General features: G+C 66.0%; 14 protein-coding genes and 4 tRNA genes. 2 read left to right on the top strand and 16 right to left on the bottom strand.

Going from position 1 to position 12,454, the window contains the following annotated elements; all coding sequences use genetic code 11:
• The first annotated feature begins 22 nt into the window (after positions 1 to 22).
• Together LMJ30_RS13390 and LMJ30_RS13385 are read left to right on the top strand one after the other, a co-directional pair.
• Positions 23 to 2,365: a heavy metal translocating P-type ATPase gene (locus LMJ30_RS13390; protein WP_267869629.1), complete on the top strand. Its 2,343-nt coding sequence runs from the start codon at positions 23 to 25 to the stop codon at positions 2,363 to 2,365.
• A gap of 73 nt (positions 2,366 to 2,438) precedes the next feature.
• Positions 2,439 to 2,822 carry a hypothetical protein gene (locus LMJ30_RS13385; protein WP_229432820.1) on the top strand — a complete coding sequence of 128 codons (384 nt, stop codon included), beginning with the start codon at positions 2,439 to 2,441 and terminating at the stop codon, positions 2,820 to 2,822.
• A gap of 77 nt (positions 2,823 to 2,899) precedes the next feature.
• Here the strand turns inward: LMJ30_RS13385 and LMJ30_RS13380 are convergent, their stop codons facing one another.
• The 16 genes from LMJ30_RS13380 to pgsA all read right to left on the bottom strand — a co-directional run bounded on the left by LMJ30_RS13380 (position 2,900) and on the right by pgsA (position 12,401).
• Positions 2,900 to 3,178: a monovalent cation/H(+) antiporter subunit G gene (locus LMJ30_RS13380; protein WP_229432819.1), complete on the bottom strand. Its 279-nt coding sequence runs from the start codon at positions 3,176 to 3,178 to the stop codon at positions 2,900 to 2,902.
• Complete coding sequence (locus tag LMJ30_RS13375; protein WP_229432818.1) at positions 3,175 to 3,441, bottom strand: MrpF/PhaF family protein; 267 nt, start codon at positions 3,439 to 3,441, stop codon at positions 3,175 to 3,177. Before LMJ30_RS13375 ends, LMJ30_RS13380 begins: the two co-directional genes overlap by 4 nt.
• On the bottom strand, positions 3,438 to 3,779 hold the full coding sequence (locus LMJ30_RS13370) for a Na+/H+ antiporter subunit E (RefSeq protein WP_229432817.1): 342 nt from the start codon (positions 3,777 to 3,779) through the stop codon (positions 3,438 to 3,440). Before LMJ30_RS13370 ends, LMJ30_RS13375 begins: the two co-directional genes overlap by 4 nt.
• A complete protein-coding gene (locus tag LMJ30_RS13365; protein WP_229432816.1) occupies positions 3,776 to 5,242 on the bottom strand; it encodes a complex I subunit 5 family protein in 1,467 nt (488 codons plus the stop codon). The genes LMJ30_RS13370 and LMJ30_RS13365 overlap by 4 nt, the downstream gene beginning before the upstream one ends.
• The gene (locus LMJ30_RS13360; protein WP_229432815.1) at positions 5,239 to 5,625 is read right to left on the bottom strand and encodes a sodium:proton antiporter; all 387 of its coding nucleotides are present in this window, start codon (positions 5,623 to 5,625) and stop codon (positions 5,239 to 5,241) included. Before LMJ30_RS13360 ends, LMJ30_RS13365 begins: the two co-directional genes overlap by 4 nt.
• On the bottom strand, positions 5,622 to 6,047 hold the full coding sequence (locus LMJ30_RS13355; RefSeq protein ID WP_229432814.1) for an MnhB domain-containing protein: 426 nt from the start codon (positions 6,045 to 6,047) through the stop codon (positions 5,622 to 5,624). The genes LMJ30_RS13360 and LMJ30_RS13355 overlap by 4 nt, the downstream gene beginning before the upstream one ends.
• Entirely contained in the window at positions 6,044 to 8,290 is a 2,247-nt protein-coding gene (gene mbhE / locus LMJ30_RS13350; RefSeq protein WP_229432813.1) for a hydrogen gas-evolving membrane-bound hydrogenase subunit E, read from the bottom strand. Before mbhE ends, LMJ30_RS13355 begins: the two co-directional genes overlap by 4 nt.
• 31 nt (positions 8,291 to 8,321) lie before the next feature.
• Entirely contained in the window at positions 8,322 to 9,404 is a 1,083-nt protein-coding gene (locus tag LMJ30_RS13345; RefSeq protein WP_229432812.1) for a calcium/sodium antiporter, read from the bottom strand.
• A 221-nt stretch (positions 9,405 to 9,625) separates the two neighbouring features.
• A complete protein-coding gene (locus LMJ30_RS21875) occupies positions 9,626 to 9,823 on the bottom strand; it encodes a GH32 C-terminal domain-containing protein (protein ID WP_371873018.1) in 198 nt (65 codons plus the stop codon).
• On the bottom strand, positions 9,820 to 10,197 hold the full coding sequence (locus LMJ30_RS13340) for a glycoside hydrolase family protein (RefSeq protein ID WP_371873017.1): 378 nt from the start codon (positions 10,195 to 10,197) through the stop codon (positions 9,820 to 9,822). The genes LMJ30_RS21875 and LMJ30_RS13340 overlap by 4 nt, the downstream gene beginning before the upstream one ends.
• Positions 10,198 to 10,252: 55 nt before the next feature.
• On the bottom strand, positions 10,253 to 11,092 hold the full coding sequence (locus LMJ30_RS13335) for a metallophosphoesterase (RefSeq protein WP_229432811.1): 840 nt from the start codon (positions 11,090 to 11,092) through the stop codon (positions 10,253 to 10,255).
• A gap of 133 nt (positions 11,093 to 11,225) precedes the next feature.
• Positions 11,226 to 11,299: transfer RNA gene (locus LMJ30_RS13330), tRNA-Cys, on the bottom strand.
• Between the two features lie 71 nt (positions 11,300 to 11,370).
• Positions 11,371 to 11,446 (bottom strand) — tRNA-Gly (locus LMJ30_RS13325).
• Between the two features lie 49 nt (positions 11,447 to 11,495).
• Positions 11,496 to 11,571 (bottom strand) — tRNA-Gly (locus LMJ30_RS13320).
• Between the two features lie 86 nt (positions 11,572 to 11,657).
• Positions 11,658 to 11,733, bottom strand: a tRNA-Gly gene (locus LMJ30_RS13315).
• A gap of 89 nt (positions 11,734 to 11,822) precedes the next feature.
• Positions 11,823 to 12,401, bottom strand: a complete 579-nt coding sequence (gene pgsA / locus LMJ30_RS13310; RefSeq protein WP_229432810.1) for a CDP-diacylglycerol--glycerol-3-phosphate 3-phosphatidyltransferase — start codon at positions 12,399 to 12,401, stop codon at positions 11,823 to 11,825.
• Positions 12,402 to 12,454 lie beyond the last annotated feature (53 nt).

Below are 12,454 nucleotides of genomic sequence, written 5' to 3'. Positions count from 1 at the left end.
GGAGATCACTGAGGATAAGCGAATGAAAGCCGATCACCAGCATCATGTTTCCCCAGACAACGGCGTATTAACGGCGGACGATTCGGCGAAGCAATGGACCGATCCGGTTTGCGGCATGCGCGTTGCGGCGCAACCGGACAGGCAGGTCACGCATGCGGGCCAGGACTATCATTTCTGCAGCCGTCGTTGCATGGACAAGTTCCTGGCAGATCCGGCACGCTACCTCAAGCCCGCGGGCAGCCAGCCGCCGCCGGTGGAGGAACCGCCTGCCGGCACGATCTATACCTGCCCGATGCACCCGGAAATCCGCCAGCCACGGCCAGGCAACTGTCCGATCTGCGGCATGACGCTCGAGCCGCTCATTCCCGAACTCGAGGAGGAAGAAAACCCCGAACTCAAGGACTTCCGACGCCGTTTCTGGTGGACGCTGCCGTTGACGGTCATCGTTACGGCCCTGGCGATGCTGGCGCACCGCTTCTATCACGGCGGCATTCCTTACCAGAACTGGATCGAGCTGGGGCTGAGCGCGCCGGTGATCCTGTGGGCCGGCTGGCCATTCTTTTCCAGGGGCGTGCAATCGGTCGTCAACCGCAGTCCCAACATGTGGACCCTGATCGGGCTGGGCGTTGCCGCCGCTTTCCTCTACAGCGTCGCCGCCACAGTCGTCCCTCAACTGTTCCCTGCGACTTTCAGGCAGGATGGCCGGGTAGGCGTCTATTACGAAGCGGCAGCGGTGATTGTTTCGCTGACCTTGCTGGGGCAGATCCTGGAATTGCGGGCGCGCTCGCAGACTTCCGCCGCCATCAAATCCCTGCTCGGACTGGCGCCAAAAACGGCGCGCCGCATCAACCAGGATGGCAGCGAAGAAGATATCCCGCTGACCCACGTGCACCCCGGCGACATGCTGCGCATCCGGCCGGGTGAAAAAGTACCGGTCGACGGCGTCGCCCTGGAGGGCGACAGCGCGGTGGACGAGTCGATGCTGACCGGCGAGCCCATGCCCATCACCAAGCGGCCCGGCGACAAGGTCATCGGCGCCACGCTCAATACCAGCGGCAGCCTCGTCATGCGCGCGGAAGTCGTCGGCTCGCACACCATGCTGGCGCAGATCGTGCAAATGGTCGCGCAGGCCCAGCGCTCGCGCGCGCCCATGCAGCGCCTGGCGGACGTGGTGGCTGGCTACTTCGTCGTCGCCGTCGCGATCATCGCTTTGCTCACCTTTGTGACCTGGGGCCTTATCGGGCCAGCGCCGAGCTGGATATTTGGTTTCGTCAACGCGGTCGCGGTCCTGATCATTGCTTGCCCGTGTGCGCTGGGCCTGGCCACGCCGATGTCGATCATGGCCGCCACCGGGCGCGCCGCCACCCAGGGCGTGCTGTTCCGCGACGCCGCCGCGATCGAAGGGTTCAAGAAGGTCGATACCCTGATTGTCGACAAGACCGGAACATTGACCGAAGGTAAGCCGGCCTTCGACCGCGCCATCGCCGCGCCCGGATTGACCGAAACGGAGGTGCTGCTGGCCGCAGCCAGCATCGACCAGGGCAGCGAGCACCCGCTGGCCCACGCCATCGTTGCCGAGGCGCGCAAGCGCGGCCTGGTGCTGAACAAGCCGGACTCGTTCGAATCGTCCAGCGGCATCGGGGTGCGCGGGGTGGTGGCAGGACAACGCCTCGCGCTGGGCAACACCAAGCTCATGGATGAGGAAAAAGTCGACTGGCATGTCCTTTCCGCCGCTGCGGAAAGCTTGCGCGGCGAAGGCGCGTCGGTCATGTACCTGGCTGCGGACGGGCAACTGCTTGGGCTGGTGGCGGTCTCCGACCCGGTCAAGTCGACCACCCCGGAAGCGCTCGATCTGCTCAAGCATACCGGCCTGACGGTCATCATGGCGACCGGCGACGGCCTGACGACTGCCAGGTCGGTCGCTGGCAGGTTGGGCATCGACGAAGTGTATGGCGAGGTCAAGCCGCAGGACAAGCTTGTCCTCGTCGAACGCCTGCAAGCCGAGGGCAAGGTCGTGGCCATGGCGGGCGACGGCATCAATGACGCCCCTGCCCTGGCCAAGGCCAATGTCGGGATCGCCATGGGCACAGGCACGGATGTGGCGATGAACAGCGCCCATGTCACTCTGGTCAAGGGCGACCTGCGGGGAATCGCGCGGGCGCGCGAAATCTCTGTCGCCAGCGTGCGCAACATGCGCCAGAACCTGGCCTTTGCGTTTGTGTACAACGCGCTCGGCATCCCGCTGGCCGCCGGCTTGCTTTATCCATTCACCGGCCAGTTGTTGTCGCCGATCATTGCTGCGCTGGCGATGAGCCTGAGTTCAGTTTCGGTGATTACCAACGCGCTGCGACTGCGGCACCAGTGATAAAGGGCGCGCATTTAGGGCGCCATGCGTCTCGGAGTTGTTCAATACCAACGTTCAATAAAGGAGTTCTATCATGCGTCACACAAGCCATTCACTTCCCCGCTCCCTGGCCGCGCTTGCCGCGGCAATTGCACTGGGCGCCTGCGCGACGCCCGACGCCGGCACGGACCATGCCGCGCATCATCCAGACCAGCGGGCCGGCAGCCCGGCGGCAGGCGCGACGATGGCTCCGGGCCCTGGTGGCGCCATGATGGGCAGTGGAATGATGGGTGGCGCCCAGTCTGGCGGGGCCATGCGCGCGGGGCAGATGGACAAGGACGCGATGTGCGCGATGTACCGGGAGATGCACGGCGCCACAGCGCAGCAGCGCCAGTCCATGATGGAACAGCACATGAAGGGCATGTCTCACGAGATGCGCCAACAACACATGGAGATGATGCGGCAGCACTGTAAATGACGCTAAATCTTTGCGCAGCATCGGGGCGGTCGTGAACAATTGCGCCGGCCGCCTTGATGCGGGTGCACCATCAGTCCTTAATCGTCCGCCCTCGGCGCTGCGGCGCGCGCCAGCGCGTGCGACGCAATCGGCACCGTGGCGGCGAGCACCGCCACCAGGGCGCCGATCCTGATCCACCATGCTGGCGAAGGCTGCAGCAGGGCGAGTCCGGCAAGCATGAGGCCGAGCGCCAGCGTCGCCGCCTTGGTCGCCGCATGCTGCCGCGACAGGGCATCGGGAAGCCTGAGCAACCCTAGCGCGGCCACCGCGAGCAATGCCGCGCCGAGGATCATCAGCGCCCATCCCAGCGCGTTCATGGCCCATCCTCTTCCGGCATCCCGGCGCGCAGCGCGAACGCCCAGCAGACGGTGGCAAGGAAGGCCACCAGCGCGAAGCCGAGCGCAACGTCCAGGAAGGCCGTATGGCCACTGCGCGCGGCAGCCACCACGCAGGCCGCCAGGGCGCAAACGCTGAGGAGATCCACGGCCACGATCCGGTTCGCCGTCCCCGGCAGTCGCCGCAAGGCCTCCAGGACCAGCAGTAGCGCCGCCCCAAGAAACACCTCGACCAGTATTGTCATGACACGTCCTCCTTGGCGAACAGGGTCCGCACGGCGCCTTCGAACAGCAAGCGTATTTCCTCCAGCACCGCGTCGCCGTGGCCTGCGTCGAGCAGGTGCAGGCGCATCGAGCCGTTCGCGGCGTCGACATCGACCGCCGTGGTCCCTGGCGTGATGCAGATGAGGCATGCCAGCACGGTGGTCGCCGCAGGTCCCATCGGTTGGAACCTGTACTCGACGAAACCGGGCGCGAAGCTGCGCGACGGGCGCAAGATACGCCAGGATATCTGCCAGCCCGAACGCCCTATGGCGACGAACACACGCCACAGGATCACCACGCCGGCGACGAAGCGTTTCATGGTGCAAGCCCGGACGGTGGCGCGGCCATCGTGGCGGCGGCCTGGTGCAGGAAATCGATAAGCGGGCCCGGCATCACGCCGAGGGCCAGCGCCAGCAGCGCGAGCATGCCGCAGGCGGCCCACGCGCCTGGCGCCAGTGGCCCTTGCGGGACGGCAGCAGGCGCGGGGTGCGGTTTCCAGAACGCCTCGATCCAGATCTTGGCCATCGACAGCAACGTCAGGGCGCTGGTGCACAAGGCCAGCGCCATCCACAGATAGCGTTCCTGGGCGGCGCCTTCGCGCAGGATCAGCAGCTTGGCCCAGAAGCCCGACAGCGGCGGAAACCCGACCAGCGCGGCCGCGCTCAGCGCGAACAGGACGGCCAGCCCCGGATCAGTGCGCGCCAGGGCGCCGATCCGGCGCAGGTCGTGGTGTCCTCCCCTGCTGGCGATCATGCCCGCGATCAGGTACAAATTGGCCTTCACCAGGATATGGTGGATGCTGAAGAACAGCGCCGCGGCGATGCCGGCGGCCCCGCCAAGCGCCACTGCCAGCAGGATATACCCCATCTGGCTCACGCTGTGGAAGGCCAGGATACGGCGCACGTCATAATGGTACACGGCGCCCATCACGCCCGCGACCAGGGTGGCGACCGCGATCCAGCCCAGGGCCTGGGCATAGGTTGGCGCTGCGGCCGGGAAAACCTCGTAGAGCACGCGCAGCAGCGCGTAGGCCCCGACCTTGGTGGTCAGGGCCGTAAACAGCGCCAGCAGCGGCGCCGGCAGTACCGGATAGGCGGCCGGCAGCCAGAACAGGAAGGGAAAGGCGCCAGCCTTGATGAGCAGGGCAACGAGCAGCATCGCGCCCAGCAGCAATGCCAGCGGATCGTCGCCGCGACCGGCCAGCGCCAGCCCCAGCGCCTCGTAGTTGAGCTGGCCGGTCAGGCCGTACAGGCCTGCCACCGCGGCCAGCAAAAGGACCGTGCCAAACAGGTTGAGGACCAGGTATTTCAGGCCGGCCTCCAGGTGTTCAGGCCTGCGTCCAGCGACGATGAGGCCGAGGGCCGCGATCAGCATCACTTCGAACCAGACGTAGAAGTTGAACAAGTCGGCGGTGGCGTAAGCGCCCCCTGCCCCGGCCAGCAGGCCATGCACCAGCGGCGCGCCGAACGGCGTCGCCAGCGCTCCCCGGCCCGGGTAGGCCAGCACTGCCACGGCCAGCACGGCATTTACTGCCAGCATCAGGGCGGCGGCGCGGTCGATGCGGAAGGCGATCGCGAACGGCGCGTCCCATTCGCCGAAGCGCGCCGTCACCACCATGCCGCCGATGGCGCCTTGCAGCAGCGCCGCGCAGCACAGCAGCAGCAGGAGTGCGCCGGCCGCGCTGGCCGCACGCTGGCGGCGCGGCCAGCGCGCCAGCGCGACCGTCAGCGCGGCGGTGAGCAGCGGCACCAGCACCGGCGCGGCGGCGAGCGCACCATTCATGGCAGCTCCCCAGGGTCGCCGTCCGGGCGCGGCGGCGGTTCCGCCTGCTCCAGCGCATCGGCATCGGCACGGCCGTCATGGGCGGCCAGCGCCAGCGCCAGCGCGATGCTGAAACAGGCAAAGGCGAACCCGATCACGATCGCCGTCAGGACCAGGGCTTGCGGCAAGGGGTTGGCCACCGCCGCCAGCGGCGCCGCGGCGCCCGGCGCGATGAGCGGCGGCGCCGCCTGGCCGAGGCGGCCCGCCGCGAAGACGAACAGGTTGACCGCGGAACCGAGCAACGCCAGCCCCACCGCGATCGACACCAGGTCGCGCGAGCTCGCCAGATACAGGCCGGCCGCCGCCACCACCGCCACGCTTGCCGCCATCGCCCACTCGATCATCGCACGGTCTCCAGCAGGCGCAGGCAGAATCCGCCCAGCGCACCCCACACGCACAGCGCCACGCCAAGGTCGAAAATCAGCACGGTGGAAATCTTGAGCGCCAGGCCGCCTACCGCGAGCTCACCCCACAAGTGGGTGAGGAAGGCCTGTCCAAGAAGCAGCGCCGGCAGGCCGCTGGCGGCCGCCAGGGCCAGACCGAGGGCGCTCAGGCCCAGCGGACCGAAAGGCAGCCGTGCGCGCGCGGCCGCCACCCCGAACACCAGCGCATGGGCCGCCGTTGCCGCCACCGCCACCAGCGCGGCGACGAAGCCGCCGCCGGGCGCATTATGCCCGCGCAGCAGCAGCCACAGGGATGCGGCCAGCATGACCCAGTAGAAAAAGGCCACGGTGGTCTCCAGCACGACCGAGCGCTCTGCATTCATGGCTTTTTTCTCCTGGCCGGCAGGCGGCGCGCCAGCGGCCACGCGGCCAGGGCCGCGAGCATGACCACCGCGATCTCGCCGAGCGTGTCAAGGGAGCGAAAATCGACGATGATGACGTTGACCACGTTGCGTCCATGCCCTTGCGGCACGCTTTGCGCCAGGAAGTAATCGGCCATGGCGCCGTCGAGCGGGCGCCCGGACAGCGCCAGCAGCACGGCGCCAAGCAGCACGCCGAAGGCCAGCGCCACGGCGGCCCGCCACGCGCCGACGCGCCGGGCGACGGTGCCCGGCCCCTGGCGGTAGCGGCGCAATGCGACCGCGGCCACCACCACGAAGACGCTCTCGACGGCGAGCTGGGTCAGGGCCAGGTCGGGCGCGCCCCGGAACAGGAATACCACGGCACTACCGACGCCGACGGCGCCGGCGCCGAGCAGCCGCCCGAGCGTGCCGCGGGCGCGCAGCGCCAGCACGGCGCCGAGGATGGCGGCGGCGCATCCCACCAGCACCCCGGCGCCGTCGATGCTGATCGCGGCCGGCGCCGGGAAGCCCAGGCCGAATGCCCACGGCGCGCACAGCAGCACCGTGGCGGCGACCGTGGTGCCCAGGTAGCGGCTCAGGCGCCGCCCCTGCAGGCCGCGCGCCACAGCGCCGGCGCCGTGTTTCAGCCCGCGCAGCGCGGCGCCGTAGGCGGCGGCGGGGCCGGCGCGGTCGAGGAAGCGCAGCCGGTCGAGTAAGCGGTACAGGCGGTTCCAACCCGCGTACACCAGCGCCCCGACCGCCCAGACGACGGCAAAGCTTTCAAGGCGCAGCAGCCAGTCCGTTTGCAGGGATGCATCGGCTGGCGCCAGCCCCGGGGCGATCATCCGCGCCGCGTCCGCCACCAGCGGTTCGGCCAGCGCAGGGAACAAGCCAAGCGCGATGCCGAGCCCGGCCAGCGCCAGCGGCGGCAGCGCGAGCCGCCACCCGCCCTCGTGCGGGTTGTGGCCGGCGGGATGGGCCGGGCGGCCAAAGAAGATACGCACCACCGCCACGCTGGCAACCGCCACGCCGACCGTGCTCACCAGCAGGCTGGCGCCTTCCACCACCCACAGCACCTCGCTCACTTCCTTGGCGGCCTTGATGCTGTCCTTGGCGACAAAGCCGACCGTGGCCGGCAGCCCCGCCATTGACAGGCCCGCCAACAGGGCCGCCAGCGCGGTGGCCGGCATGCCATGGCGCAGCCCGCTTAGCCGGTCGATCAAGCGCGTCCCGGTGGCATGGTCGACGTTGCCCGCCACGAAGAAGAGCGGTGCCTTGTACAGCGCATGGGCCAGCACGAAGGCGGCGAAGGCCAACGCGCCCAGTTCGTTGGGCAGGCCGATAAGCACGGTCAGCGTGCCCAGCGCGGAGACGGTGGACCATGCCAGGATGCGTTTCAGGTCGCGTTCGCGGGGCGCCTGCACCGCGCCCCACAAGGCGGTGATGGTGCCGATCGACAGCAGCGTCGCTTCCCACCAGGGAACCGCGCCCATTGCCTCGTCGAAACGCGCCATGACGTACACCCCGAGGTTGACCATGGTGGCCGAATGCAAATAGGCCGAGACCGGGGTCGGCGCGGCCATCGCGCCCGGCAGCCAGAAGTGGAAAGGAAACTGGGCCGACTTGGTCATGGCGCCAACCAGCACCAGCGCCACGCCCGCCTGGAAGCGGGCATCGTCCAGCACGGCCGGATCGAGGTGCGCCAGGTCGCTCAGCCGCAGCCCGGGCGCAGCCAGCAGGATCAGGACGATCCCGGCAAGAAGGGCCAGCCCGCCGGCGCCGGTGACCAGCAGCGCCTGGCGCGCGCTGTCGCGGCTGTCCTGGCTGTCGTGTTCGAAGCCCACCAGCAGGAAGGACAGCACACTGGTCGCCTCCCAGAACAGCAACAGCAGCAGCAGGTCATCGGCCAGGATGGCGCCCGCCATGGCCAGGGTGAATGCGATCAGCAGGCACATCAATTGGCCGAGGCGGGCATGGCCGCGCAGGTAGCCGGGGGTATAGGCAAGCACGGCCGCGCCGACGCCGCACACGAGCAGCAGGAACAGGCGTGCCAGGCCATCGGCGGTGAAGCCCAGGCGGACGCCGAGGGGGGCCACCCAGGGAACAGACCAGCTTGCCGGTTCGCCCGGCAGGCCAGCCACCGCCGGCAGCAACGCCAACGGGATCAGCCAGGCCCCGCGAATCCAGATCGCCTGCGATGCCGCCGGGAGCACTGCCTGCACCATGTCGTTCCCCTATCGCGATAAAGGGCCAAATTCAAGCGCGGCGCAGGTTCCGCCACTCGCGCCAGGCAACCACCGCCACCGTCACGGCGACCAAGGGCAGCACCGCCGTCGCCATGATGGCGCTATACGGCTGCAATGCGTCGTGCTGCTGGGCCGCGAGCACCACATACGCCGTATAGGCAAGGTACAGTCCCAGGAACAGGGCCCCTTCCCAGCGGGCAATCAGGTTCCCCGTGAAAAAGATGGGCATGCAGGCGAGCGCCACTGCGATCATGACCGGCAAGTCAAAAGCGAGCACCGCGGGAGCAACGCTTATCCCCGCCGGGCTGACCAATGACGACAGGCCCAGCACGCCGAGGATGTTGAAGACATTGCTCCCCACCACATTGCCGACCGCGATATCGCGCTTGCCGCGCAACGCCGCGACGACCGAGGTGGCCACCTCCGGCAGCGAGGTGCCGGCCGCGACGATGGTCAAGCCAATGACCAGCTCGCTGATGCCAAGGTACTGCGCAAAGCTCACCGCCGCGTCCACCAGCCAGGTGGCGCCCAGCACCAGTGCGCCGAGCCCGGCGGCGATGAGCAGCAGCTGCGCCAGCGGGCCGCTCGTCCAGCCCGGCGCGGCGGCAGGCACGCCATCGGGCAGCCCGGCATCGCCGCCCTGGTTCTGACGCCGCGACTGGTAGACCAGGAAGGCGGTGTATGCGATCAGCAGTCCCAGCAGCAGCGCGCCGTCGGCGCGGCCGACCCGCCCGTCCAGTGCCAGCACGAGCAACAGCAGCGAGACACCGATCATGACTGGCACTTCCTGGCGCACCAGCTGGCGCGCCACCAGCAGCGGCACAATCAGGGCGGACACGCCGAGGATGAGCAGGACATTGAAGATGTTGCTTCCCACAACATTACCGAGTGCGAGGTCAGCGCGGCCGGCGAAGGAAGACTGGACGCTGACGGCCAGTTCCGGTGAACTGGTGCCGAAGGCAACCACAGTGAGACCAACCACGAGGGGAGAAATGCCGACCGAGAGTGCCAGGAGGGAGGCGCCGCGCACCAAAGCCTGCGCGCCGACGACGAGCAGCACCAGGCCGAGCAAGAACAAGAGGACTTCCATCATTGCGTCTCCTTCTCACTGAGGCGCCGGCGATGCTCGGTGCATGCGGGGCCCCGAAGCGCTTGACGGCGGTATTGAACAGATATTCGCACAAATCGCGCGGAGTTTGTTCAGAATGATCGTCGCGGATTTCTACGTGTTGCAGTGGTGTAGCGGTGCGGATGGCGTCCCGGGCGTCGGGCCGTTCGGTTCACAAAGACGGATGACGCCGCGAAGTCGCGGACTTATGGATTGCCCCCCACCCGCCGGATCGGTTTCATTGCCCATATATTGAAGTCCGCGACCAGCGCCTGCCCGCCCTCGCTGAAGATGGCGATGCCATTTGAGCCAGGGCCGGGGAACACCTGGCCGGTCAGCACAACTTCGCCGTCGTCGGCAAACCCCCCCGGGTTCCAGGACGGCTGCGCTGAACAGGCGTTCAGCGCGCAAGCGCCTGAACTCGGACACGTCGCTGCACCAGCCGGATGTTCCCGTCCTGCGTTTTCAGGGTCAGTTCACGCGGCACCGACTGCGCGCTGCGCCAGGCGGAGGTGGGCACCTGCTGGCCATACAGCCAGTTGTTCATCCACCCGACCAGCACGCGGCGGCCGTCCGGCACGCCGCTGTAGGTCACGCCCGCATAGAAGTCGGCGCCATGATCGAGCCAGCGGGTTTCGCCGTCGGCCGGGAAGGCCTCGCCGTCGAAGTCGCCGACGAAGTACAGCATGCCCGAGCCGCCGGCAGGACCGCCGGGATTGACGCTCATGAGCAGGACCCATTTGCTTCGCGCCGGATCGCCATCGACTGGCAGCTCGATCAGGTCCGGGCATGGTAGACCGGAAAGTTGGGCAGGTCAACAACTTATATGGCGTTTACGAAGGGATCTCGATGACGAGTTTTTCCCGGAACGCCGCTTGCTCGCCTTTACTCAGATAACCAAGGGGATTGGCGACTACGCGACATGCCCATGGCTGACCATCTTTATTGCCCTCGATGGTGTAGTCGTTCACGCAATGGAGGTGGCCGTGCATCCAGACCTGCGCGAGTGGGAAAAGGTCGTCCAGGGAATTGCAGAAGCCTGAAGTGCCTGGGGTAAGCCCGTACCGCGGATCGGCACTCAGCAAACTGGGAGCGAAGTGCGTCACCACTACAGTCGTGCCGTTGAATGGCACGGATAGCGCACTGCGAAGCCAGTCCCGGCATTCGAGCGACATCTCACGGATACCGTCCGCTAGAACGGGTTTGCCTAGCTTAAGAGTCGTATTTTTGCTTAGATAGTAGTTTGCTGCACGGTAGGCCTTGGTCCGCATTTGCATTTGCTTGGTCATATCGTCCGAGCTATTTACAAGTGCATCGAAATCAGACCACAGCGTCGTACCTACAAACCGAACACCCCCGAGCGTCACGACCTCGCGTTCCAGCCAAGTGATGCCGAGACGCTCACAAGTCTCGCGAAGACGCGTGTAGGTGTCATCGAATTCAAGGCAATCGAATTCATGATTGCCTGGGACGTAGAGAACGGTTGAACAGTTGGAGTCCGCCCGCAAAGGTGAAAATCGCTCCAGGCCAAAGTCGTCGGTAAGCAGGCGAGAGCCCGGCTGATAAGAGCCGATGTCACCTGCCAGCACCACGACGTCGACGTCCGGATGGAATTGCGGCCGGAAGTCCGGGTAACGTTCCAGGTGAAGATCGGAAAAAAGCTGTATGCGCATGGCAGCGCAGTATATAGGACATACTCCAGCTTTCTCTGCGACAAAGGGTGCATCCAAATAAAAAAAGCCAATCTCCGACTGGAAATTGGCTTTTTAGATTCCGCTCAATTCACTGGTATTGAGCATGATGTTCTGGAGGCGAGGACGGGAATCGAACCCGTCTAAACGGCTTTGCAGGCCGCTGCATAACCTCTTTGCTACCTCGCCAGAAACTTTACTGCACAGCTTTTAGGGGCTGTAAGAAAAAACGCGGCCTGGCCGCGTAGTTTCAGGAATTCTGGAGCGGGAGAAGAGTCTCGAACTCTCGACCTCAACCTTGGCAAGGTTGCGCTCTACCAACTGAGCTACTCCCGCATTGGAGCTTACTTTTTTACTACCACTACTACTGCTGCTACCAGATAACTGGAGCGGGAGAAGAGTCTCGAACTCTCGACCTCAACCTTGGCAAGGTTGCGCTCTACCAACTGAGCTACTCCCGCATTTGCAAGACAACGATTATCGCAGAAACGGGCCAGCTTTCCAAGGATAACGTGCATCTTTTGCTACGACGACTGCTCCGAAATTCTGGAGCGGGAGAAGAGTCTCGAACTCTCGACCTCAACCTTGGCAAGGTTGCGCTCTACCAACTGAGCTACTCCCGCGTCGTCACAACAGGCAGGCATTATAGATGATCTAAACGGCTTGTCAAGGTTGCTTGAGCAAACTTGTATTCGAACCATCCGCCCTGCCCTTACAAAGCGCCGCGCTCCTTGATGAGGGGCCACGCAAGGCGCATGTAGTAGAACATCGACCACACTGTCAGGATCGCCGCGACGAACATCAGGTACTCGCCCACGGACTGCGTGTCGATCACCCCGAACAGGCGGTCATGGAACAGCAGCAGCGGGATCGCGGTCATCTGCGCGGCGGTCTTGATCTTGCCGAGCGAGCTGACAGCCACCGAGCGCGACGCACCGATTTGCGCCATCCATTCGCGCAGCGCGGAGATGGCGATTTCGCGGCCGATGATGATGAAGGCGATGAAGTGGTCGACCCGGTCGAGGTTCACCAGCACCAGGAGCGCGCCGGCGACCATCAGCTTGTCGGCCACAGGGTCGAGGAAGGCGCCGAAGGCCGAGGTCTGGTTCCAGCGCCGGGCGAGGAAGCCGTCGAACCAGTCGGTGACGGCGGCAACGATGAAGACAAGGGTCGCCGCCAGGTCCTGGTCCGAGCGCGGCAGCCAGTGAAGTGGGAGGTAATACACGCCTACAACCAGGGGAATGAGCGCTACACGCAACCAGGTGAGGAGAATCGGGATGTTAAAAGGCATAAAGGCGCACGGGCTGGTTAGCGTTTGAAATACTTGCGCCGCTAGTCTACCTT

The sequence above is a fragment of the Massilia agrisoli genome, from assembly GCF_020831365.1.
In the GTDB taxonomy this organism is placed as follows: Bacteria; Pseudomonadota; Gammaproteobacteria; order Burkholderiales; family Burkholderiaceae_D; genus Telluria_A; species Telluria_A agrisoli.
Note: the sequence above shows the minus strand (reverse complement) of the source record. Positions and strands in the feature narration are given on the sequence as shown.